The organism is Gracilibacillus marinus (assembly GCF_042651725.1).
GTDB classification, from domain to species: domain Bacteria; phylum Bacillota; class Bacilli; order Bacillales; family Amphibacillaceae; genus Gracilibacillus; species Gracilibacillus marinus.
Map to the genome: position 1 here is coordinate 745,223 of NZ_JBHSDV010000001.1, position 25,224 is coordinate 770,446.

Sequence of the window (25,224 nt, forward strand, 5' to 3'; positions counted from 1 at the left end):
ACCATGCTTTGGTTAACTGAGCATGGTGCGTTTTCTTCTTATATTAAATGAATAGCAATAAACTAATTGCCATTACTGCCATTCCTGTCATTAAACCGTAAATCGATTTATGTGTTTCATCGTATCTTTTTGCTGCTGGTAATAGTTCGTCAAGTGAAATAAATACCATGATTCCAGCTACTGCTGCAAAAAATGATTCCAAATAACATATCAGATAAGAATGGCATTAAGAATAAAAATGCGATGATTGCACCAACAGGTTCTGCTAATCCTGATAAGAAGGAAAGACGAAATGCTTTCTTTTTATCTCCTGTAGCATAATAAATTGGTACAGATACAGCAATCCCTTCTGGTATGTTGTGAATTGCAATTGCAATCGCAATGGCTACACCTAAAGCAGGATCCTGAATTGCTGCTGTAAATGTTGCAATCCCTTCAGGAAAGTTATGAATCCCAATAGCTAAAGCAGTGAATGTACCCATTTTTAATAAAGCACTATCTCCATTGCCTGAAGTAGAACTGTTCATATCTTCTACTTTCTTTATATTGTGTGGATTCCCTTGTGAAGGGATATATTTATCAATTAATGCAATTAAAATCATACCACCGAAAAAACCAGCAACTGTTAACCATTGACCTAACATATCTCCCTTTGCGGCAACTAAAGCATCTTGTGCCTTAAAGAATATCTCTACCATAGATACATAGATCATTACACCTGCTGAGAAACCTAGTGCCCATGATAAAAACTTTGTATTTGTTGTAGATGTGAAGAATGCTAAAATACTTCCAACCCCTGTCGCAAGTCCAGCCAACAACGTTAAACCAAATGCAAGTAATATGACATGTGGATCCGTCATGTGTTGTAACACCTCTCCCTATATAGTGAATGAATTAGCTAACCTAATTATATGCACTATGCTTCAAAAAGTTTCCCTTACGAAACATATTACTCTTCATCTAAAAAAAGGTCAACAATTTTATTTGTAGTATTGGAAAGGTGTTGTATTAGCTTATAGAAAAAAGGGTATATAGTAGTATTAAGAGCATTCTTGCTTAACTGTTTGAAATAATTCATGCAAAATATTTTCGACTTTTTTCCGAATAGCTGGATTAAAGTAATTGCGTTTTTCTTCTTTGCCTTTACATCTAAATAAATAAGTTGTAAATGTATCTTCACGATTAATTATCGTTATCGTGATTTTTTCTTTCAACATTTCTTTTCTTAGTAAATGGGATTCTTTTGTCGCTTGTTTTTCAATCCGTAACAGCAATTCGATATATGGTTCTGTAATTTTGAATGGCGATTGTCTTTCCAATTGTTGAATATCACGTTTAATGACTTGTAAAGCCAATGAAAGAAATAAAAAACGTGAAGCGATTTGCCATTCTTCATCTGTTAAATATCGCACTGTAGGTACCCTCCTTAAAAGGAACATATGTTCTATTATATGCAAGGAAATAATAAAATGCAATAGCTTATTAATCATTAGCAAAATAAGGTAAAAAGTATTAAAATAAGTAATAAGCGTGTATAAAAGGGGTTCTTTCTGAAGATGATTACATATAATATTAGTAATATCGAAAATATAGATATAGAAGAAATTAAAGAATTAATTGAAGCAAATGAATATGACCAACTTGTGACATTCTTACTAAGCACATATGAAAGTTTAGGTCCTATACCTGGCTTTCTATTACCTTTTTTAGAAGCATTCCTGCCTTTTTTGCCTTTAGTTGTTTTTGTTATTACAAATGCAGCAGCATATGGTTTGTTAGAAGGTTTTCTCTTGTCATGGTTAGGTGCAAGTGCTGGAGCTGTAGTTGTTTTTATTATTGTACGTCGATTTAAAGATGTTCGATTTTTTCGCTTTATCCGAAAAAACAAACAAGTAACAAAAGTGATGAATTGGTTAGAAAGGCATGGCTTTGGACCCTTATTTTTATTGCTATGTTTTCCGTTTTCGCCATCTGCTGTTATCAATCTAGTTGCAGCATTATCAAAAATTAGCCTATATCAATTCACACTAGCAGTATTATTAGGTAAAGCAGTAATGATATTTACAGTGTCCTATATTGGAGATACTATTACTTCATTTGCCCAAAATCCAGTTAAAACAATTATCGTTGCAATAGGTATTTTAATTTTTTGGTTGGTTGGTAAGTATATAGAGAAATATTTACACAGAAAAGCAGAAGAAAAAAATTGGAAATAGGGGTTACACAAAGGAAAAAAGGGGTAAATTAGTAATAAAAAGTCGGAGGGAATCCAATGAACAAGAAGAGAATTTGGTCAATCATCCGAATTGTTGTTATTTCCCTTTTATTAGCCTTTTTCTTTCGATCCTATTTATTTGCAAGTTATGTAGTGAATGGTAAATCTATGGAGCCTACATTACATGATGGCAATTTATTAATGGTAAATAAGATGATTTATGATTGGAAAAATATAAATCGCTTTGATGTCATTGTCTTCCACGCAAATGAAGAAGAAGATTATGTAAAAAGGGTAATAGGGGTACCTGGAGATCATATTGAATATAAAGATGATACGTTATTTTTAAATGGAGAAGTAGTAGAAGAAACCTATCTTACTTCTTATCGAAATGGAGAAGAGATTTTAACACATGACTTTGAATTAGAGATGTTAACAGGTGAACGTAAGGTACCACAAGGAAAATTGTTTGTGCTAGGGGATAATAGACAAAAAAGTTATGACAGTAGAGATATTGGATTTATTGATGAAAGTAGTGTAGTGGGTAAAGTGGACTTATTGTATTGGCCAGTATCACAACTAAACTTTCATTTAACAAAATAAATTACGTAAGCGCTTACTTTATAAGTGCTATTAAATTACTATTGAAAATCACTAACTGCTTTGTGAAGCATGAAGAGATGCGATACAGGCAGATAGTGATTTTTAAATGCGAAAAAATCTATAAACGGCGAAAAGTGCTTTTGATTCGGCCAGCACTTTTCGCCAGAAACTAGGGTACTTCGAAAATGGACCTACAATAAGTCATCATCGGTTCGTCCCTCACCGTGATTCCTATATTTCAGTCCATTTTCTCCAGTTCCTACGTTTCTAAACGGCGAAAAGTGCTTTTGATTCGGCCAGCACTTTTCGCCAGAAACTAGGGTACTTCGAAAATGGACTTACAATAAGTCATCATCGGTTCGTCCCTCACCGTGATTCCTATATTTCAGTCCATTTTCTCCAGTTCCTACGTTTCTAAACGGCGAAAAGTGCTTTTGTTTGTTATAATTGGTTAAAGTATGTTTTAGATTAGAGGTGTTTGATTTGCTGCGCTTTATTATAGGAAGTTCGACGGCGAATAAGGGTGAAACTTGTATTGGTGAAATAAAGCAAAAGTTAAGAGAAGATCCTCAAGGGGATCCGATTATTTATTTGGTGCCAGATCAAATGACTTTTCAACAAGAATATGCCTTGCTAAATGATGACGAGATGAATGGTTCAATACGTGCACAAGTGTTTAGCTTTTCTCGATTAGCATGGCGAGTGATGCAATTAACAGGTGGGGCAACGAAAAAGTTCATTACATCTACAGGGATACAAATGATGCTACGCAAAATCATTGATGAGAAAGCAAGTGATTTTCATGTATTTCAAAAAGCAATAGAAAAGCAAGGATTTATTGATCAATTGGAAGACATGATTACTGAATTTAAACGGTATTGTATTACTCCAGAGATGATAACAGAGCAAATTGCTGCAATAGAGATATATAAGCATCAGTCGATTACAGAAAAAGCATTAAAGCATAAATTAGAAGATTTGTATTATATTTATCACAACTTAATAAATAAGCTAAGTGGTGCTTATATGGATAATGAAGATCGATTAGAGCTACTTATTGATAAATTAGAAAATACTAATTTTCTTCAAAATACAACAGTATATGTAGATGGATTCCATCACTTTACACCACAAGAATTACGAGTATTAGAGGTGATTTTGAAAAAAGGGAAAGAAATGCATCTTACATTAACATTAAATGAAGAAAATGATGGGCTAAATGATCCGTTAAATATCTATCATGTAACAAGAGAAACATATATACAAATGAAAATGCTAGCAGAAAAACATGGAAAAAAGATAGAAATAGAACGAGTACAGACAAATCCGCAAATAGAATCCACATTTAGACATATGGATCAATATTTTGATAGCCGTCCAGCGATACCTTATACCGAAGTTGCTCCAATTCAATTAGCAGAAGCAGTTCATCCACGAGCGGAAGTAGAAGGTGTAGCACAAGAAATCATTCGATTAGTAAGGGAAGAGAACTATCGGTATCATGATATTGCCATTCTACTAAGAGAGCCTAATGTTTATCATGATTTAATTACAACCATTTTTGAAGAATATCATATCCCTGTGTTTGTTGATGAAAAGCGTACGATGTTACATCATCCACTTATTGAATGTATTAGATCTCTATTAGATGTGGTGGAAGGTGATTGGCGATATGATGCTGTATTCCGATTATTAAAGACAGGCTTTATACCAAATGGAAATGAAGAAAATCCATTAACACAGGAAGCGATTGATGAATTAGAGAATTACGTACTTGAATATGGAATAAGAGGCCGTAGTAGATGGTTATCAGAGAAAGAATGGATCTTTCAACGGTTTAGAGGATTCGATCAATCTGCACAAACAGATCGTGAGAAAAACATGCAAGAAAGAATCAATCAATATAAACAACAAGTTGCGAATACTATTGGAAGAATTGATGAGAAATGGAGAGAAGCTCATTCGATTACAGACAAAGTCATTGTACTTTATGAATGGCTTGAAGAAATGAATGTTCCTGCACAATTAGAACGAATGCGAGATGTGTATGATGAAGACGGTAGGATAGAAAAAGGTAGAGAACAAGAGCAAGTCTGGAGTGCCATTCTACAACTGTTAGAAGAAATTACAGAAATAGCTGGAGAAGAGACGATTGATTTAAAGTCATTTCGTAACATCATTGAAACAGGTTTTGAGACATTACAATTCTCTCATGTTCCGCCGAGTATTGATCATGTGGTTGTAGGATCTATCGATAGATCTAGATTGTCGGCGATTAAATGTGCATTATTATTAGGTGTAAATGAAGGAACATGGCCAATGAAGCAAGGTGGCGAAGGACTGATATCTGAAGAAGAACGAACCGTACTACAAAATTTTGGTCTCACATTAGCAGAAGGAAGTAAACAACAATTATTAGATGATCGTTTTTATGTTTATTTAGCATTTACGTTACCAACAGAGTACTTGTGGATTAGTTACCCGATTAGTAATGAAGAAGGGAAGACAAAAGCACCTTCTCCGTATATAAAAAGAATAGAAGAACTGTTCCCGCATCAGTTAGAACGGCTTGTGTTACAAGATCCAGAAGAAATGATGATTGCACAGCGATTTGTTACAACACCATCAAAGACGAGAGGGGCACTAACAGCACAATTAGCTCGTTTCTTTAGAGGTTATCCGATTGATTCAATATGGAAACATGTGTTGAATTGGTATATTGCAACAGAAGAAAACAAAATAACGAATCAACATGTATTACGTAGCTTATTCTATCAAAATAAACCAAAAAAACTTGCTAAAAATACGGTAACTCAAATGTATCCAAAGGCAATTGAAGCAAGTGTATCTCGATTAGAAATGTATTATAAGTGTTCTTATCAACATTTCTCACGCTACAATTTATTATTAGAAGAACGAGCAACGTATAAGCTAGATGCACCAGATATAGGTCAATTATTCCATGAAGCATTAAAGAACATTACGGAGTGGATTAACAAAGACAAGAAGCAGTTTAGTGATTTATATGAACAAGATGCGAAAGCATATGCCCATCGAGCAATGCGTACATTAGCGCCAGTGTTGCAGCATCAAATTTTGCATAGTTCGAATCGTTATAAATATATCCAACAGAAATTAGAACGAGTGATTGCTAGAGCAACATATATTTTGAGTGAACAAGCAAGAAAGTCCAATTTCGCACCTGTTGGATTAGAAGTGGGATTTGGTTATGAGAACCAATTACAGCCACTAGAAATACCTATATATGATGACTATATGTTGTTATTACGAGGTAGAATCGACCGTGTAGATAAAGCAAGAGAAAACGAACAACTATTTCTAAGAATCATTGATTATAAATCAAGTGCAAGAGGACTAAGTCTAGTCGAGGTATATTACGGTTTAGCGCTTCAAATGCTTGCATACTTAGATGTCGTTTTACAAAATGCAGAAGCATGGTTAGGAGAAAAAGCTATACCAGCAGGTGTCTTGTATTTTCATGTGCATAATCCAATGTTATCTCTTCCTGATCGAATTGGTGAAGACCAAATTGAGAAAGAATTATTTAAACAATTCAAAATGAAGGGACTGTTATTAGATGAAGCATCTGTCGTACAAATGATGGATACGTCACTAGAATACGGAAGAAGTAATATCGTCCCAGCAGGTATTAGTAAAACAGGTGGATTTTATAAAGGCTCACAAGTAGCGGAAGAAGAAACATTTAAAGATTTACAAGCATATATTCATACTTTAATGAAGAATGCAGGGTTAAATATGCTTGATGGCAACATTGAATTAAACCCATATCAAAAACAAAATGATGTTGCATGTACATTTTGTTCTTATCGCTCTGTTTGTCAATTCGATCCAACACTGGAAGAAAATAATTATCGTCGATTAAAACAATGGAAAGACGAAGAAGTAATCGAACGCATAAAAAGAGGTGAACAATAATGCCAACATGGACAAAAGAACAAGAAGATGCTATTTATCAATCCGGTAAGAACATTTTAGTTGCAGCAGCAGCAGGTTCTGGAAAAACAGCAGTACTTGTAGAACGAATCATTCAAAAAGTACTAAATAAAGAAGATCCAGTAAATATTGATCAATTATTAGTCGTAACATTTACCAATGCAGCAGCACAGGAAATGCGGAATCGAATCGGTGAAGCGTTAGAAGAAGCATTAGCAAATGATCCGAAATCGAATCATCTAAAAAAGCAACTCTCCTTGCTACAACATGCATCGATTTCGACTTTACACAGTTTTTGTATGGAATTGGTTCGGAAATATGCTTACCACTTAGATATTGATCCAAAATTTCGAATTGCAGATGATGTAGAGGCAGATTTAATTCGTCAAGATGTATTAGAACAATTATTTGAACTATGGTATGGAGAAAAAGAAGCAGAGGATATGCAATCAACTTTCTTCGGTGTGGTGGATCGGTTTTCTAATGATCGAAATGACTTAGATTTAGAAAGTCTTATATTAAAGTTACATGAATTCTCTATACAACATCCCAATCCAGACAAATATCTAGAACAATTAAAAAACACATATGATGTAGGAGATAGTGTGTCAGAGCCTGAGTGGTTAGCAATCTTGAAAAAAGAGGTAACACGACAATTAGAAGTAATGACATTAAGAACAGAAGAAGCATTACAACTGACCAAAGAAGCGGATGGCCCATTTCATTATGCGGATCAATTAGATGCAGATAAAGAAATGCTTATGCAAGCAAAAGGGGCATTGGCAATAAGCTGGGATGAAGCACGAACCATTTTTACAACAAGTAAATTTCAACAGCTTTCAAGAAAAAAGGTAGACTGTAATGAAGAAAAGAAGGAAACGGTCAAAGCAATCAGAGATGATGTGAAAAAACGCTGGAAGAAAATAAGTGAAGAATGGTTTCAGAGAAGCCTAAGCAATCACTTAGAAGATATGCGTACACTATATCCTGTCATAGCTCATGTCACAGAAATGATTAAACAATTCCACGAGCAATACCAAGAAGAAAAGAAAGAGCGAGGTCTTGTTGATTTCAGTGATTTAGAACATTTTGCATTAGATATTCTATTAGAAGATAAAGAGAGTAAATTACCATCAGCAATTGCAAAACAACTTCAAGAAAAATATAAAGAAATTATGGTTGATGAGTATCAAGATACAAATATAGTACAAGAAACGATTGTTCAAAGTGTTGCAAATCAAATTGGTCAAGGAAATATGTTTATGGTAGGAGATGTCAAACAAAGTATCGTGCGCCCATAAGGGTGTTACATATTTCACGGATAGGCAGTGAATAAACGACAGAAACCGTTTATATACCGACAGACTTATCTTTTTATAGAGAATAAGAGTTTCTATTGGGAAACCAAAAAGAGAGTGTAGCATGTCTGTAAAGTCATAAGTTAACAAAGACGGCATTGTTACGACTGAATGGCGAGGTATAAATGTAGGTATGAGGAAGAAGGCTATACTGCTTGAAGAATAGTCCGAGTGGGGTAATGTTAAGACCTTCTAGGAAACCGTCTGTTACCTAGAATCCATTCTACTTTACACAATAGATACTTGTGATAAAGATGTTAAATGTTTCTGTTTATAGGATGGACACACTATCAGAGATAGAAAAGGATGAATATTCCTTCCGACAACTTATTGTGCCTGTATGTAACATACTAAATGGGGATTGCCTAAGTTAGAATGAATGACGTAAATCTAATATGGCAACGGAGTTCTCGTAGTAGTCTGAGCTAGGGAAAGCCTATTACATGGCGAAGGAGAACAGCTTACAATGTATAAACAATGAGGAAAGGAGCGAAATGCTCTATGCAAAATTCAGAAGTTGTATTATACAATCTATCGAAACAAGCTAGCAAAGAATCATATCCATTGGACAGGTTGTATCGAAATTTATATAACAAAGATTTTTATATTAAAGCATATGAAAATGTAGTAAGAGGTAAGGGTAGTAATGGACAACAAATCGATTATAAACAGATTAGCGAAGAAAAAATCGAAGCGATGATTGCATTATTAAAGAATGAGTCCTATCAACCATTGAACAGAAACATGAAAGTAAACACAAAAAAGCAACCGTATCAATGGGATACAGAAAAAGAATGGCAAGATAGACTCATTCAAGAAATATGTAGAATGATGTTAGATGCAATCTATGAACCAACATTCTCTGCTTTCTCCCATAGTTTTAGAGAGAAGCGCAATTGTCAGACAGCACTTGTTCAAGTTCACCAAACATGTAAAGGGGTAAAATGGTTTATCCAAGGGGAAGTCAAAGATTTTTATACATCTATGGATTATCACATTCTAATCCATATCTTGCGTAAGAAGATAAAAGATGAACGTTTTATACGACTGATGTGGAAATTTCTAAAAGCAGGATATTTAGAAGAATGGCGATTTAATCTGACATATAGTAACACACCAGTTGGTGGAAGACTAAGCCCGATATTAGCAAATATTTACCTTAATGAACTAGACCAATATGTAACGAATAAAGTGCTGGAAGAAAATAGAGAATGGAACATGAGCCAGCCACATTCTCATAATAGTAAGCAACACAAATCATTACATTATGTGAGGTATGGCGCGCACTTCCTTATAGGCATACAAGGTAGTAAAAAGGATTGCCAACAAATACAGAGTATGCTTGGTGATTATTTATGGGAGAACCTTCAGTTAGAAATGAAAGAAGCGCGTAACACCATTGTGCATAGTTCAAAAAATACCGCTTTTTTAGGTTATGAAATCACAATTAAACCAACGATGACTCACAATGTACCTAATCATAAAAGTGGAGAAGTGCAATTACGTATTTCTAAAAGAACAATAGAACGATTTATCCTTGATAGAAAAATGGTTAAAGATATACAGGCAAAGCAATGGGATATGCTTCATCGAACGAAATTGTTATATCTTAAAGATGTAGAGATTATCCAGCTGTATAATGCTGAATTAAGAGGATTATATCAATATTATTGTATTGCGGAAAATGTCTCGCAAAAGATGGGGCAATTGAAACATGTAATGGAATACAGTTGTTTAAAGACACTTGCCAATAAATATAAGTCTACTGTTAAGAAAATAAGAACAAAATATAGACAAGGAAAATATTGGGGAGTGAAAATAGACACGGGAGCGGAAGAAAAGCTAATCTTGTTTTACAATGAAGGGTTTAAAAAACGAAAAATGAACCATAAAAGAAATATCGATCGAAAACCTACCCTTAAATATGCAAAGGTACAATCGCATCATGTAAATGGATAAATAACTAGCAAGAAGATAGAGTGTTGTAAGTGGAGAGCCGTATACTCTGAGAAGAGTACGTACGGTTCGGAGGGGAGTATTAGGAGACCAGTTGTACAGATACAATATGGCGCCTTTTGCTTACCCTACTATCGTTTTAGACATGCAGAACCTACCTTATTTATTCATAAATATAATCAATTTAGTAACGAAGAAAATAGTGGTTATCGTATTGATCTTTCTCGAAATTTTAGAAGCAGAAAAGAAGTATTAACTGCTGCAAATTACATTTTTCGACAATTATTTGATCAAGAAGTGGGAGATATTGTATATGATGAGAATCAAGAACTGATTTATGGAAATAATGCGTATGATGAGGTTCCATTGCAACAACCAGAAGCAGAATTATTAATTATTGACAAGGAAGATAAAGAAGACGAGGATAATGAACAAGACAATATAGAACAATTAGAAGATTTAGAGAAAGCGCAATTAGAAGCAAGGGCATACGCAAAAAAAATAAAAACATGGATTGGTCATAATGAAGAAGAACCATTTGAAATAATGGACAAACGTACAAATTCAAAAAGAACGGTGGAATATCGAGATATTGTTATTCTATTACGATCAATGACATGGGCACCAACGATTATGGAAGAGTTTAAGAAACAAGGTATTCCAGTATATGCAGAGCTATCGACAGGTTATTTTGCAGCAATCGAAATCCAAGTCATGATTAGTTTGTTAAAAATAATTGATAACCCAAGACAAGATATACCGCTGGCAGCAGTCCTTAAATCACCGATCGTTCAATTAGAAGAGGATGAACTTGCATCCATCCGTTTAATGAATAAGAAAGGTACTTACTATGATGCACTCAAACAATACCTTCGTAATGGAGAGAATACACATTTAAAAGAGAAATTGCATCATTTTTACACACTTTTAAAGAAGTGGAGAAAAGAAGCAAGACAAGGAGCGTTATCCCATCTAATCTGGCAAATTTATCAAGAGACAGGTTATTATGATTTTGTCGGTGGCATACCTGGTGGGCGTCAACGTCAAGCAAATTTAAGAGCATTGTATGATCGTGCAAAAGGATATGAATCGACATCATTTAGAGGCTTATTCCGCTTTTTGCGTTTCATTGAAAGAATGGAAGAGAAGGGCGATGATTTAGGTGCAGCAAAAGCGTTAGGTGAACAAGAAGATGTCGTAAGAATCATGACGATTCATAAGAGTAAAGGATTGGAATTTCCATTAGTTATTGTCGGTGCAATGAACAAACAGTTTAACCAACAAGATTTACGTGAGAAGTATTTATTACACAAAGAATTTGGATTTGCGACAAAATATATTGATCCAGTGAAAAGGGTCATGTATCCAACATTACTTTATCATGCAATAAAAACAGAGATGCATCGAGAGTTATTAGCAGAGGAAATGCGGGTATTGTATGTTGCATTAACGAGAGCGCGAGAGAAACTAGTATTAGTTGGAACAGTCCCGTCATTAGAAAAACAAAAAAAGAAATGGGAAATAATTTCGAACCATCCAGAGTGGGTATTGCCAAATTATTTCCGACTGGAATCCATGTCCTACTTAGATTGGGTCGGCGCGAGTTTAGTCAGACATCAAGATGGCGAATTGTTACGATTCGAAGATACAAGTGCGAGTGTCCAATTACCGACCGAAATCATATCAGATGAGTCCAAGTGGTCCATTACTTGTATTCATCATCGAAAGTACCAAACAATCGATGAACAAAATAGAACAAAAAAAGAAGATGTTGAAACAGCAATAAAGAAATGGACACTGATGGATATAGAAGCAGATGAATTACAAGAAGAGGTTCACAAGCGATTGAATTATACGTATCCATTTCAAGATGCGATTCATTTTAGGGCAAAGCAAACTGTAACAGAAATGAAACGCCAACATGAGATAAAAGATAGTTACAGTGATGAAGCAATTATTGCACCATTTCGAGCACCGATTAAACAACGCCCACGATTTATGCAAAAGGAAAAGCAATTAACGAAAGCAGAGATTGGAACAGCAATGCATACAGTCATGCAACATATTCCATTAGAGCGCGGGTGGGATGAAACAAGTCTCCATGAATTTGTAGCAATGCTAGAAGCAAAAGAAATGCTTACTAGAGAAGAGGGCCAAGTAATTAATGTACAAGCAATTCTCGCATTCTTCGCTACAGACATTGGTCAATTATTGAAAAACGCAGAACAAGTAGAACGCGAAGTTCCATTTAGTTTGACATTAAAAGCAAAAGAGGTCTATCCAAATTGGCAAGACGAAAATGAAGAAAGAATCTTTTTGCAAGGTGTTATCGACTGTTTAATTAAAGTGGATGATGGATGGGTATTGTTAGATTACAAAACAGACCAACTTACAGACAAAATGACTGAAACCGAGTTACGTAACAAGTATCAGCTACAGCTGGATTTGTATAGTAAGGCATTAGAACAGATATGGAATGAGCCTGTTGTGAAGAAATATGTTTATTATTTTGACCGAACGCTATTGTTGTCATTATAGATAGAGTAGGATGGAGATTAGGACATCATATTTCTTAACACAAAACACGGACTATGCCATGTGTGTTGTTTGGCAATAGAAGAATGATATCTAATTATTAATGGTGAAATGATTACCAAATAGAGTTAGCTTCTAATACGCAAAAATTCCAAACGATTTGATAAATAGCTTTCAAATCGTTTGGATTTTTGTAATTATAGAATTCTTTTGTCCCAATTCTTATTCATTAGAAATTTGATCAAAAACATCTGGATCAATCGTATTCGTTACATTAAATCCTGTGTTCGTATTTAAAAAGTCACCTGTATTATGTGCGCCAGCTCCTGAAGCAGATTTGGAAGTACTAGATGGTGAAATATAAAAGCTATCTCCAAAATTAATAATACCTCCGCCTACACTATTTATTTTAATTGGACCTACAATTGATGGCATGTCACACTTCCTTTCTATACATCATTTGAAACGTTTAGGTGGGTTAGAAATAAACAGGTCGATCATAAACGAAAAAATTATTCTGACTCTATTATGCGAATATGTTTTGTCCTTGTTTTTGCGCATACATCGTCTACATTACCAAGATGGATAATGCTAGATGAAGAGGCAGCAGTAATATTGATATATGGAACAGTGATTTGCTTATGGTAGTGTGTATGTGTCTGGTTTAGTGGACCTCCAGAAAGAAATTTTAATTCACTTTTAAAAATGGGGTATTGATCAAAAGTAAATCCGGCATCCGACTTCACACCACCTTGCTTTTGTACAGCAATGGCATCGACTTTTGGATCAATATATTTACAATCTCCAATATTAAAGATGGAACTATAGCTAAGGCTATTGACTTCGATACAATCCACATTAGTCGTTCGTTTGTTCATATGCATCCCCAACAATCATTGGAGGCATTTCGGCGCCAACAATATAAGATTCTGGAGGTGTATCAAAAAGGGATGACAAATAAATATTCTCAGAATCTCCGACAATAAATAAAGAAGAGCCAGAGAGACCAAGTAAAGAGATATTTCCTACACCAAGACTCCAGTTATAAAAATGATATTGCATGTGAAATCTACTCCTTTTTTTGTTGTTCAAACCATCTAATTAAACCTTCTTTACAGTCGTGAAGGATTTTAGGGATAATTTCGTCTGTTGGTTCCTTATCTTTTTGCATATAATGTGTGAGACGATTTGGCAATTGCTTTCTCATGTCTTGCAATAATGTTTGACGATAAGCATCTGTTAATTGGAAATCATAGTCCGATTCTAACGTTTGTATATATGGTGGTAAATTGTATTCAAATGCCTGTTGTAATCCCTGATACAAAGAAGCAGAAGGGTGTTGTGGTAATGGCAATGAGAAATCATCTGTTTTTGTTAGATCTTCAGGGGTAACACCGATATGCAAAGTGCCATCAAGACGTTCAATTTTTAGTTGATCAAAATGATACTCTAACTTTTCTATATTTGTTTTTGGACTGTGATCCATTAGTTCACATTGTTGTATTCGAGTTTCTAAGGAGTTTATTTTTAGATTGAGTTGTTGTACTTGTTGTTGTAATTGTTGGATATAAAAAATCACCTGAGAATAATCCAAAATAATGTCCTCCTTTACTCGCAATCTATATTTAGGATGGAGAAGCTAATGGAACTAATGGTTCTACACTGCTTTCCAAACCTACATCTTCTGCTGTCTTTGCAAACCCACCTGTATTATATAATTGCGATAGTGCATGTAATTGTCCGGTACTACCAATTTGTAAGACCGAAGAATTTGACACACTTCCCACTTTTAAGAAATGAATATAAATAGATTGGTTGATTGTTAATTCCATATGTTTCACCTTCTATATTTCAACAATATTTTGATCGAATTGATCGCTATCAACAAACCCTGTAGTAGAGTTTTGAATCGCGATACGAATTCCGTTACCTGTATTAAAGGAACCTCCACCTGCAAATGTTTTTGCTTGTGTAGATGGTTCCATTTTATACACATCACCAATGTGGAAAATACTTGACGAACCAATATTAATCACTTTTACAGCTCCAACAATTGCGGGCATGTTCTCACCTAACTTTCCTAATAGGAGTGAAGAGTGGTCGCTTGTAGTAACGTATAAAGATGGTATCTAGAATTAGTTTATGTAGAACGGAAAGGTTTGTGAAAAAGTTATGTAAGGAATCTTTTTTTTATATAGTTGAAAGTATTTTTCTGCGATACAATGTAGATATAAGAATAAACGAAGGAAGGACGTAGGAATAATGAGTGAACATGCTCGACCATTAGTAGAAAATAAGAGGTTACCTTGGATAGATGCAGCAAGAGGCATAGCCATATTCGGTATATTTTTAGTAAATATCCCAACATTTAATGGTCCGTATTTTTTATATGGGAATGGCCAAAATTATTGGGGGACAGGAGAGCCGAGCATTTGGCAAATGATATTAGATATATTCTTTCAAGCAAGTTTCTATTCTTTATTTTCCTTTTTATTCGGCTTTGGGATGCAAATAATCTGGGAAAACTTAGAAGGGAAGAATATAACTCCAAATCGTATCATGATACGGAGATTATCTTTATTGTTCCTGTTTGGTTTTATTCATGCATTTTTTATTTGGCATGGGGATATTTTATTAACATATAGTGTAATTGGATTTATCTTACTATTGTTTTTCCCACTTAAGAATCAAACATTATTAATCACAGCACTATGTATCTTACTTATTCCTGTATTATTATATACAGGGCTTCTCTACCTCGCACAAGGCTTTATGACAGATGCTGATTTAAGTAATGGGGTGGCAATAGCACAATCTCTTCAACATTATGGAAATGGTTCATGGTCAGATATTTTTAAGCAAAATTTAGCAGATTGGTTTTATGCAAACAATCCTTTTAATTTTATCTTTATTCTCTCCAATATTTTACCTATTTTTATTTTAGGTGTAGTTGTTGCAAGAAAGAAATGGCTACATGATGTAACTACATACCGTCCATTACTAATAAAAGCATTAGTGATTAGCTTCGTTCTCTTTGTTTTATTTAAAGCAGGACCATATGCATTTGGCAATCCACTTTGGTTCACATTGTTACAAGATACAATTGGAGGAATTAGTTCAAGTATTTTTTACATGCTTTCTATTACACTCTTATATCCATATATGACTCGATTTTTTACAATGTTTGCGTATGTAGGGAAAATGGCATTATCTAATTACTTACTTCAATCCATTGTGAGTGTCTTTTTGTTCTATTCTATTGGTTTCCGTTTATATGGCAAGTTAGGACCATTAGAAACAGTACTTGTTGTATGTGTTGTATATGTATGTCAATTAGGATTAAGTTATATGTGGTTAAAAAGATACAAAAGGGGACCAATGGAATGGATGTGGCGGAGTTTTATTTATAAAGAAAAGCTAGCGAATAAAAGAAAGGTGGCTTAATGATTGGATGAATAGACAAGAGATTATGAAAGAAGCAACAGAATGGCTAAAGGAAGAAATTATTACAGAAGATCAATTTCACAAAATTGTGAATAGATATGAGCTGAAAGATCGTTCATATTTACTGTTTTTATTTGCAAGTTTGTTTATTGGATTGGTTTTTTTGACATATGTTGCATCGAATCTTCATGTAATTCCACATCTAGTTAATTTAACCATTATTCTTTTATTTATGATTGGTTATTATGTGATTGGTAATTATTTTTACCGTTATAAATCTACAAAAGTTGGATTAAGTCTCCTTATCATTGGTTTATTTATATTTGGAGCGGGTATTTTCCTATTAGGTCAAATGTATCATTACTCTTATTTACATGCTGTACCGTTTCTAATATGGTCGATTGCTGCATTTAGTCTATTTGTTATTTATAAACATCCAGCATTGTTTGTATTCACTGTCACTGTTATAACAATAGGACAAATTTACAATGGGATGAACTATCAATCTTTTTATTGGTTGTTAGCTATATTCTTTGTAGCAGCATGCTTACATTATGTGTATCATGAACCAAATAGGCTCTATTCCCTTTTGTTCGGATGGAGTTACTTGGTACAGGGAATTGTCTTTGTTATAGTTTCTGACCATGATTATCACATCTATCTACACATTTTCTTGCTACTCTTTATTGCAGGTGCCATTCTTAATAAAGATAGAATCAAAGAAGAATTTCAGTATGTTGCACTTCTCGCTGGATTTGTGTTCACATGTTTTGAAACAATATTTCTTCGTTATGCACGAATAGAGTTAGATTGGATATACTTTTTTCTATGGATTCCATTATTTCTCATTGCAGTCGGGATACAAATAACAAGGCGTCATTATATGTACTTACCATCATTATTGTTATTTATTCCGATTGCGTATGCAGGCGAGTATAGTGATTATCTATCTATGTTAGCACTTTTCATTGTGTCGCTATCCTGGCTAATGCTAGGTTATCGAGTAGAAGATATGAAAAAAATCACATTAGGGTCTGTCACATTCTTAATTAGCACATTTATTGCTTATTTCCATTTGGCTTGGGCGTTCTTAGATAAGTCTATATTTTTCTTCATTGGTGGAATATTGCTATTTCTATTGGGCTACTTTTTAGAAAGAAAACGTCGCGAATTAAAACATAGTGAGGTGGCTGACAAATGAAAAAGTATGCCTTTTATATTACTGTCAGTTTACAGGCATTGTTTCTAATTGGAATGGCTAGTGCGTTTTATTTAATGGATGCATTCGGTGAAGAAATCAAATTACAAACAATTCCTATTGACCCACAAGATCCTTTTTATGGAGATTACTTGATTTTAGATTATGAAGTGGAGCGAATTACACGTAGTGAGTGGGATATAGATGAGGAACTTTCTTATGGGGATCCTATTTACCTAACTTTAGAGAAAAATGCTAATGATATCTATCAAATAAAGGAAGTCAATCAAATTAAACCAAAAAATAAAAAGAATGAAGTGGTATTATTAGCAAAGTATGAGTGGTTTGATACATTCGATAATAAGTATCATGTAGACTTAGGATTAGGACGTTATTATATTGAAGATAATACGGGAGAAATGTACGAAGAATCTGGTGAATTACTTGTGACAATTGTAATTGCACCATGGGGACAAAAGAAAATTGTCACAATTGAGTAATCGAACTTGCTTATACATGAAAAAGATGCCAGTCCGTGGTATGATACTTTTTAGAGTATAAATTTGAAAAATGGGGGTAACGAAATGACACATTTACACATTACATCATGGGTATTAGCAATTATTTTATTGCTCATTTCCTATGCGATGTACAAAAAAGGAAGTAAAGCAGGAAAAATCGTACATATGATTTTGCGCTTGGATTATTTATTGATTTTATATTCAGGTGGAGATTTATTTGCATTGTATGCAGAAAGTGGCTTTCCGCAATTAGGAGAATTGATTGTAAAAGTACTTGCAGGATTGTGGGTAATTATTTCAATGGAAATGATTCTCGTGAAAACAGCTAAACAAAAACAAGCAAAAAGTTTTTGGATTCAATTAATCATTGCATTACTTATTGCAATTGTATTAGGATTCTTCCGTTTAAGTATGTAATCTGGATTGAGAAATAAAACGAAATGACACATGATAGAAAACACGCATTCGCCATAATATGAGCAAATGCGTGTTTTTCTCGTGTGTTTTTTTTAAGTGTTGTTGCATAGAGTAGTAAGAGCAACTAGGCTATGGAAGGTATGGTGATTGGTATGTGCGGGATTGTTGGTTGGATAGATTTTACACGAAGAATTGATCAACAAATGGATGATGTAGAAGCAATGACGAAATCCTTACATCATCGTGGGCCTGATGAAACAGGATATTGGCAATCAGAACATGTTTGCCTTGGTCATAAACGATTAGTTGTTGTTGATCCTGTAGGTGGTAAACAACCGATGATAAAGGAAAAGAATACATCAAAGTATGTGCTTGTATATAATGGCGAGTTATACAATACAGAAGATATTCGAAAAGAATTGCTAAGGAAAGGGTGGACATTCGATTCCCATTCTGATACAGAAGTGTTGTTGAAAAGTTATATGGAATGGGGAGAAGCGCATGTCGACAAATTAAATGGCATTTTTTCATTTGTGATATGGGATGAACAAAAACAACAACTATTTATTGCTCGTGACCGTTTAGGTGTGAAACCATTATTTTATCGTATGCATCAAAATGGCCTGCTATTTGCTTCTGAAATAAAGGGTATACTTGCACATAAAGAGGTAGAACCTGTACTCACTAGTGAGGGATTGTCAGAATTATTGGCACTTGGCCCATCTAGAACACCAGGTAATGGGGTGTTTGATCAAATTCATGAACTAAGAGCAGGTCATGTTGCTATATTTAATCGACATGGTTGGAACATTAAGCGCTATTGGAATGTGAAAAGTGAGAGACATACGGATTCCATCGAAGAGACAGCAGAGAGAATAAGAAGCTTATTAATAGATGCAGTAGAGAGGCAATTAGTCTCAGATGTTCCGCTAGGTACGTTTTTGTCTGGTGGAGTCGACTCTAGTGCTATTACAGCAATAGCCGCAAATTACTTCAAAGAAAAGAATCAAGGACAATTAAATACTTTTTCGATTGATTACGTAGATAATGCATTATTTTTTCAGAAATCAGCTTTTCAACCAGAGCAGGATAAGACATACATTGAAAAAATGGTAGAAACATTTAAGACAAATCATCACTATTTAGAAATGGATCATGACTCACTTGTGCATTTATTGAAGGATGCTGTTAAATATAGAGATTTGCCAGGCATGGCAGATGTCGACTCTTCTTTATTGTGGTTTTGTAAAGAAACGAAAAAACGTGTAACTGTAGCGTTGTCAGGAGAGTGTGCAGATGAAATATTTGGAGGTTATCCATGGTTTTATAGAAAAGAAGATTTAGAAAGAGAAGGCTTCCCGTGGATTCGTTCACAAGAAGTTCGAAAACAATTATTACGAGAAGATATGAAAAGTAAACTACCATTACAAGAATATTTATTAGCTAAATATTTGGATACAATTAATGAAACACCACTCTTTGATGGAGAAAATCAAGAAGATAGTTTTAGAAGACAAATGTTCTATTTAAATATGCATTGGTTTATGCCAACATTGTTGGACAGAAAAGACCGCATGAGTATGGGGGCAAGCTTTGAAGCGAGGGTACCATTCAGTGATCACAATTTAGTAGAATATGTTTGGAATATTCCTTGGGAAATAAAAACATATGGAAATAGAGAAAAAGGTATTTTACGTAAAGCATTGGAAGGAATTTTACCTAAGGAAGTGCTTTATCGTAAAAAAAGTCCATATCCGAAAACACATCACCCGAGTTATACAGAAGCAGTTGTAGCTTGGATGGAAGAAATACTAGCAGACAAATCTTCCCCATTATTTGAAATATTAGATTGGCATCAAGTCAAACAACTTGTGAATGATAGAGCAACAAATATTCAAGCACCATGGTTTGGCCAATTAATGACAGGCCCACAACTATTAGCACATTTAGCACAAATGGATTATTGGTTAAGAACATATCAAATTAAAATAAAGCTATAAAATCGATAGACCGAGTCGCCAGATGATGTAAGAAAGTAGAGTGAATATCGATGAAAAAAGTGGCTGTGATTTGCTTATGTATTATCATATTCTTTTTTGTTTCACCTGCATTTGGTAAGGATGAGTTAGGATATATTATATGGCATCATCATATGTATGAAGTATCAGATGAAAGAATAACAGTCGAAGATATTGAGCATGAGGTTGGATTTATCGAATCGAATCAGGATTCGAATATATATCCAATAGGGACGATTCTGTATAAAGTAAAAGGAATAGATGAGCATGAGGAATTAGCGATTTCAGATGAATCCTATTATCGTAGAGCACATTACGTAAAAGATGTCGCACAGACAAGTGAGTCTATTTTTTATATTATCATGCCATATATTTTTTTGTTTGTGCTTATTTGTTTATATGTGGTGAGAGAAGAATATAAGCACATATTACTTTCCTCAACAAGAGATGATTAATGATATCGGATAAATGAGCCTCTTCTTTGTCTAGTTATTGACATTTCCATCGAGTCTAGGATAATGGAAGATGACTAAGGATAAAGAAGGGGACATTTTATGAATCAGTATAAAAAAATAGGTATTGCTTTATTCATTGTATCGATATTATCGATTCCAAGTATACATATACATGCAGAGACAACTCATGATAACATGTATTACATTTTTGTCGACCGCTATGTGAACGGGGATAGTGCCAATGATATCACGATTGATATTGATGATGCGACAAGTTATCATGGGGGTGATATTAAAGGTGTCATAGATAAAGTACAAGAATTAAAGCAATTAGGGATAACGAGTATTAATTTAAGTCCAATTATGGAAGCAGAATCTTATCACGGATTTGATACAATGCAATATGCCAAGATGGATGAGCAGTTTGGTAATGTCACGGATTTAAAACAATTGGTAGATGAAGCACATGAGTTAGAGATGAAAGTCATTTTAGACATTTCATTAGCATATGTACATCCAGATCATCCATACCATGATGATGAGGAGATTTCATTATTTGGTACAACAGTAAGTAGTCTAAGAACAACAGAAGAAGCAAAAGATCATGTGATTCAATCAATGCAGTATTGGATAGATCATGCAGGAGTAGATGGATTTCATGTATATATCAATGAGCAACAGCAAGCATTATTTGAAAGTATTAAAGAACAATTAGGTAATACTACCGGATTAATTGTGGATCATGTAGATAAGGAAACATCACAAATGAATCATGCGTTTCAAAAAAAAGCTGTGGATATACTTAAAAAACCAGGTAATAAGCTAACAGATTTGATAAAAGAACAGACAACAGAATCGAATCAAATCTATTATTTAGAATCTGTCTTCACGAATCGTTTTGCATTTGAGACGATGAAAGAAGGCTACCATCCTGTTACAAGATGGAAACTAGCAACTACATTATTATACACATTAAATGGTTCTTCCTTCTTATACCAAGGTATAGAAGTACCGATGGATAACGGTGTAGCTGAACCAGATCATCGGATGGCAGAATTAAATAAAGCAGATGAAGAAATCACTAAGCATGTAGAAAAGTTATCTGCAATTAAAGCGAATTCAGATGCATTAAAAAATGGGGATATAGAGATTGTTGGTGAAGATGGCGCAATGATTGTGTATAAACGAGAAACGACATCTGAAACGATGTATATCGCAATTAATAATGATGAAGAAACAAGAGTTGTTCCACTCACATTAAATAATAATGAGATTCAACTAAAAGGAACTTTAGATGATGATATTGTAAGAAGTCAAGAAGATGGAACACATCGAATCGTATTAGATCGAGAATCAAGTAATATCTTTATTGTGGAAAAAGACACAGGCTTAAATTGGTTATTTATTTCGATGATGATTCTCATTTTCGGAGGATTCATTGGGTTTATTATTGCGTATAACTATAAAGTAAAAAAAGCAAATGCGAGCTAATGATTACTAATATTTATTGTGCCAATTAGGAGAAAAACTCACGGCAAGGGTAATACACAAGCCGGAGCCACATATAAAAGCTCAAAATTCCAGATAAAGTTATCTAGTATGCATAAAATCCAAACAATTCGGTAACAAGCTAACGAATTGTTTGGATTTTTTTGTATGAATCTCATCTTTTGTTATCATAACGTATATTAACTTCTAACGAATGCTTTTTTGACCCATACTTTGGAACGCCATCTGCGTAACATGAGTATGCCTCTTAACCATTCATCTGCAATAAATCCTATCCATATCCCTACAAGCCCTAATCCAAGGAAGATGCCGAAGAACCAAGCGAAAGTAACACTCACACCCCACATAGATATTATACCAATAAATACAGGGAATTTAACATCACCGGTCGCACGCAAACAATTGATTACAACAAGATTAAATGCTCTACCTGGTTCTAATATAACAGTGACAAGTAATAAGAATGCACCTTGCTCAATGATTGATAAATCATTAGTAAAAATGCTTAGTAATGGCCCGCTGGATAAATAGACTACAATTGCTGTTAACGTACTGATTATAATAGATATTTTGAGACTTTTGATACAGCGCTTATATGCAGAATCAATATCTCCTGCTCCGATCATATGTCCAATAAGAATTTGTGTACCTTGCCCAATTGCGATAGAGAATAATAAGATAAACATCATAATATTTTGAACGTAAACTTTTGTCGTAATGGCAATTGTACCAAGTTGTGCCACAAAGTAAGTAATCACCATTTGGCTAGTATTATACGATAATTGCTCACCAGCAGAAGGCACACCAATCTTGAGTAAATCAACCACATGTCTCTTTTGATAGCGATAAAAAGATTGGAAAGGAAGCATTTTATTACTTCTTTTTATTAATATGAATGTTAAAATGATGAACCCAATAAAACGACTAGCCATCGTAGAGTATGCAACACCTTCTACACCAAGCACAGGTACGCCAAACGGACCAAATATAAATAAGTAGTTTCCGATAACATTGATGATATTCATCCCAATCGTTACATACATGGTATCTTTCGTGAATCCATAACTACGAAGAATTGCTGAGACTGTCATGATTAATGCTTGAACAAACATAAATCCACCGACAACATTCATATATACAGATGCTTCATCCATTAATTCGCTAGGTAAATCCATTAAACGAAGAATGGCATCACTAAATAGAAATAAAACTAAACTGATAATCGCAGAAAAAACTAAGTTAAGACTGATGGATGTGACAGCAATTTCCGCCGCATCTTTGTCTTTTTCTGCTCCGAGATTTTGTGCGACGAGAATACTAGCACCCGCTGCAACAAAACCAAACATAACGATTACAACAGATAACACTTGATTAGATACCCCGACAGCTGCAACAGAGTGATCAGAATATTGACTGAGCATTAATGTATCCGCATTCCCCATTAACATATGTAAAAGAATCTCAATAAAGATTGGCCAAGTAAGTGCAAATAATGTTAATTTTTTTGTGTCTGTTTGCTTCATCTGTAAAATCCTCTTTCTTAAATTCTTTTATTAAGAATAATACTTTACACCATTTAGTAAGAAAAAGAAATACAAATGTTTAAAATAAAAAACAAAAAGACTGAGACATAACTATTGTTCTTAACACAAAACACGAACTACGCCATTATGTATTAGTTTGCAATAAAAGATTGATATTGGCACCATGCTAATTAATAATTGTTAAACGAATATGTACGTATACCTCGCTCCGGCTTGCACACTCCCCTTTCCATGGGCTTTTTCCTTCAGCTAACTTTTCCAAGCACACATGAATCTCGAAATTATCAAACATGTTATTCCTTATAATAAGCAAAAAATCCAAACGATTCGAAATCCATTTACCGAATCGTTTGAATTGTTACAATTAAAGAATTCTTTTGTTTCAATCTCTTCATTAGAATGGGGTCAGTTAGCTTAGATAATTTTTCCACCATTAATATGAATGGTTTGTCCTGTGATATAACTTGCATCATCACTTGCTAAAAAAACATATGCGGGTGCAACTTCAGCTGGTTCTCCTGGTCTCCCCATTTCTGTATCTGAACCAAATGTGGATACAGTGTTCTCATCAAATGATGCAGGGATGAGTGGTGTCCAAATCGGTCCTGGTGCGACACTATTTACACGAATACCTTTACTTGCTAAAGACATCGCTAAGGACTTTGTAAATGTTGTAATTGCACCTTTTGTACTTGAATAATCGATGAGACTTTCATTTCCATGAAAAGCGGTAATGGAGGAAGTGTTGATGATTGTACTTCCTTGTTTCAAATAAGGTAAAGCAGCACGTGTGAGATAAAAATAACTAAAAATGTTGGTACGGAAAGTCTTTTCCAATTGTTCATCTGTGATATTTATTAAATTTTGTTGTGGATACTGGACTGCTGCATTATTAACTACAATATCAATTTGACCAAATTCCTTTATAATATTTTGAATGGTTTGATTACAAAAATTGCTTTCGCCAATATCGCCACGGTATAAAGAACACTTTCCACCATTATCAGTAATTCGTTTTTTTGTTTCAGTAGCATCTGCATCTTCGTCATAATATATAATCGCAATTATTGCGCCTTCTTTAGCAAAATGTAATGCTACTGCACGACCTATGCCACTATCTCCTCCTGTAATCACTGCAACTTTGTCTTTTAGTCGGCTACTAGCTTTGTAATCTTTACCAATGCTTAATGGCAATGGAGTCATTTCAAATTCAAAACCCGGTTGTCGTTGTTGATGTTGTTTTGGTAGTACTTGCTTTTGTTGTTTTGGCATAATGACACCTCTACTTTTTACATGTAGTATGCGAAGAGATATGAAAGATATGTATTTTTTAATAAAAAAAGAACGTTATCAAACATTCGGCGTTGATAACGTTCCTATTTTACTCCAGTCACTACGTTTCTAACCGGGCACTTACGCTTTTGGTTCATCTAGTTCCAGTGCCCAGAAACTAGGTGACTTCACCAACCGCCCTAC

At 34.3% G+C, this 25,224-nt stretch carries 22 protein-coding genes and 1 pseudogene; 13 read left to right on the forward strand and 10 right to left on the reverse strand.

All coding sequences use genetic code 11. From position 1 onward, the window contains the following. Positions 1–43: 43 nt before the first annotated feature. Both zupT and ACFOZ1_RS03210 read right to left on the reverse strand, forming a co-directional pair. Positions 44–860, reverse strand: a pseudogene (gene zupT, locus ACFOZ1_RS03205) (zinc transporter ZupT). Between the two features lie 180 nt (positions 861–1,040). Next, the gene (locus ACFOZ1_RS03210; protein WP_390195779.1) at positions 1,041–1,412 is read right to left on the reverse strand and encodes a YhjD family protein; all 372 of its coding nucleotides are present in this window, start codon (positions 1,410–1,412) and stop codon (positions 1,041–1,043) included. A gap of 144 nt (positions 1,413–1,556) precedes the next feature. On the opposite strand from ACFOZ1_RS03210, the gene ACFOZ1_RS03215 reads away from it, so the two are divergent. The 6 genes from ACFOZ1_RS03215 (at position 1,557) to addA (ending at position 12,645) form a co-directional block, all read left to right on the forward strand. Then, complete coding sequence (locus ACFOZ1_RS03215; protein ID WP_390195781.1) at positions 1,557–2,216, forward strand: TVP38/TMEM64 family protein; 660 nt, start codon at positions 1,557–1,559, stop codon at positions 2,214–2,216. A 56-nt stretch (positions 2,217–2,272) separates the two neighbouring features. Further along, positions 2,273–2,818, forward strand: a complete 546-nt coding sequence (gene lepB, locus ACFOZ1_RS03220) for a signal peptidase I (protein ID WP_390195783.1) — start codon at positions 2,273–2,275, stop codon at positions 2,816–2,818. Between the two features lie 483 nt (positions 2,819–3,301). Next, complete coding sequence (gene addB / locus ACFOZ1_RS03225; RefSeq protein WP_390195785.1) at positions 3,302–6,775, forward strand: helicase-exonuclease AddAB subunit AddB; 3,474 nt, start codon at positions 3,302–3,304, stop codon at positions 6,773–6,775. Beyond that, complete coding sequence (locus ACFOZ1_RS03230; protein WP_390195787.1) at positions 6,775–8,094, forward strand: UvrD-helicase domain-containing protein; 1,320 nt, start codon at positions 6,775–6,777, stop codon at positions 8,092–8,094. The genes addB and ACFOZ1_RS03230 overlap by 1 nt, the downstream gene beginning before the upstream one ends. Before the next feature lie 558 nt (positions 8,095–8,652). Beyond that, a complete protein-coding gene (locus ACFOZ1_RS03235) occupies positions 8,653–10,110 on the forward strand; it encodes a reverse transcriptase/maturase family protein (protein WP_390195789.1) in 1,458 nt (485 codons plus the stop codon). A 99-nt stretch (positions 10,111–10,209) separates the two neighbouring features. After that, the gene (gene addA / locus ACFOZ1_RS03240) at positions 10,210–12,645 is read left to right on the forward strand and encodes a helicase-exonuclease AddAB subunit AddA (protein WP_417398455.1); all 2,436 of its coding nucleotides are present in this window, start codon (positions 10,210–10,212) and stop codon (positions 12,643–12,645) included. Between the two features lie 219 nt (positions 12,646–12,864). On the opposite strand, the gene ACFOZ1_RS03245 is transcribed toward addA, so the two are convergent. The 6 genes from ACFOZ1_RS03245 to ACFOZ1_RS03270 all read right to left on the reverse strand — a co-directional run bounded on the left by ACFOZ1_RS03245 (position 12,865) and on the right by ACFOZ1_RS03270 (position 14,705). Continuing rightward, positions 12,865–13,077: a spore germination protein gene (locus ACFOZ1_RS03245; protein ID WP_390195791.1), complete on the reverse strand. Its 213-nt coding sequence runs from the start codon at positions 13,075–13,077 to the stop codon at positions 12,865–12,867. A gap of 77 nt (positions 13,078–13,154) precedes the next feature. Next, positions 13,155–13,520 carry a spore germination protein GerPE gene (locus tag ACFOZ1_RS03250; RefSeq protein WP_390195793.1) on the reverse strand — a complete coding sequence of 122 codons (366 nt, stop codon included), beginning with the start codon at positions 13,518–13,520 and terminating at the stop codon, positions 13,155–13,157. Then, complete coding sequence (locus tag ACFOZ1_RS03255) at positions 13,501–13,704, reverse strand: spore gernimation protein GerPD (protein ID WP_390195795.1); 204 nt, start codon at positions 13,702–13,704, stop codon at positions 13,501–13,503. The genes ACFOZ1_RS03250 and ACFOZ1_RS03255 overlap by 20 nt, the downstream gene beginning before the upstream one ends. Positions 13,705–13,711: 7 nt before the next feature. Next, positions 13,712–14,236, reverse strand: a complete 525-nt coding sequence (gerPC, locus tag ACFOZ1_RS03260) for a spore germination protein GerPC (protein WP_390195796.1) — start codon at positions 14,234–14,236, stop codon at positions 13,712–13,714. A gap of 31 nt (positions 14,237–14,267) precedes the next feature. Beyond that, positions 14,268–14,474, reverse strand: a complete 207-nt coding sequence (locus ACFOZ1_RS03265) for a spore germination protein GerPB (protein WP_390195798.1) — start codon at positions 14,472–14,474, stop codon at positions 14,268–14,270. A gap of 12 nt (positions 14,475–14,486) precedes the next feature. Continuing rightward, positions 14,487–14,705: a spore germination protein gene (locus ACFOZ1_RS03270; protein WP_390195800.1), complete on the reverse strand. Its 219-nt coding sequence runs from the start codon at positions 14,703–14,705 to the stop codon at positions 14,487–14,489. A 199-nt stretch (positions 14,706–14,904) separates the two neighbouring features. Here ACFOZ1_RS03270 and ACFOZ1_RS03275 point away from each other — a divergent pair, with 199 nt between their 5' ends. The 7 genes from ACFOZ1_RS03275 (at position 14,905) to ACFOZ1_RS03305 (ending at position 22,186) form a co-directional block, all read left to right on the forward strand. After that, entirely contained in the window at positions 14,905–16,086 is a 1,182-nt protein-coding gene (locus ACFOZ1_RS03275) for a DUF418 domain-containing protein (protein ID WP_390195803.1), read from the forward strand. 7 nt (positions 16,087–16,093) lie between these two features. Beyond that, positions 16,094–17,287, forward strand: a complete 1,194-nt coding sequence (locus ACFOZ1_RS03280) for a DUF2157 domain-containing protein (protein ID WP_390195804.1) — start codon at positions 16,094–16,096, stop codon at positions 17,285–17,287. Further along, the gene (locus ACFOZ1_RS03285) at positions 17,284–17,784 is read left to right on the forward strand and encodes a GDYXXLXY domain-containing protein (RefSeq protein ID WP_390195807.1); all 501 of its coding nucleotides are present in this window, start codon (positions 17,284–17,286) and stop codon (positions 17,782–17,784) included. Before ACFOZ1_RS03280 ends, ACFOZ1_RS03285 begins: the two co-directional genes overlap by 4 nt. Positions 17,785–17,868: 84 nt before the next feature. Next, on the forward strand, positions 17,869–18,222 hold the full coding sequence (locus ACFOZ1_RS03290; RefSeq protein WP_390195810.1) for a YisL family protein: 354 nt from the start codon (positions 17,869–17,871) through the stop codon (positions 18,220–18,222). A gap of 152 nt (positions 18,223–18,374) precedes the next feature. Then, complete coding sequence (gene asnB, locus ACFOZ1_RS03295) at positions 18,375–20,222, forward strand: asparagine synthase (glutamine-hydrolyzing) (RefSeq protein WP_390198042.1); 1,848 nt, start codon at positions 18,375–18,377, stop codon at positions 20,220–20,222. 50 nt (positions 20,223–20,272) lie between these two features. Further along, positions 20,273–20,695, forward strand: coding sequence for a hypothetical protein (locus tag ACFOZ1_RS03300; RefSeq protein WP_390195812.1), 423 nt, complete (start codon positions 20,273–20,275; stop codon positions 20,693–20,695). Positions 20,696–20,794: 99 nt separating this feature from the next. After that, positions 20,795–22,186 (forward strand): alpha-amylase family glycosyl hydrolase, encoded by a 1,392-nt coding sequence (locus ACFOZ1_RS03305; protein ID WP_390195814.1) that lies wholly within the window; start codon positions 20,795–20,797, stop codon positions 22,184–22,186. 197 nt (positions 22,187–22,383) lie between these two features. Here ACFOZ1_RS03305 and ACFOZ1_RS03310 read toward each other — a convergent pair whose 3' ends face one another. Then, on the reverse strand, positions 22,384–23,727 hold the full coding sequence (locus ACFOZ1_RS03310) for an MATE family efflux transporter (RefSeq protein WP_390195817.1): 1,344 nt from the start codon (positions 23,725–23,727) through the stop codon (positions 22,384–22,386). A gap of 435 nt (positions 23,728–24,162) precedes the next feature. Beyond that, entirely contained in the window at positions 24,163–25,020 is an 858-nt protein-coding gene (locus ACFOZ1_RS03315) for an SDR family oxidoreductase (protein WP_390195819.1), read from the reverse strand. Between the last annotated feature and the right edge of the window lie 204 nt (positions 25,021–25,224).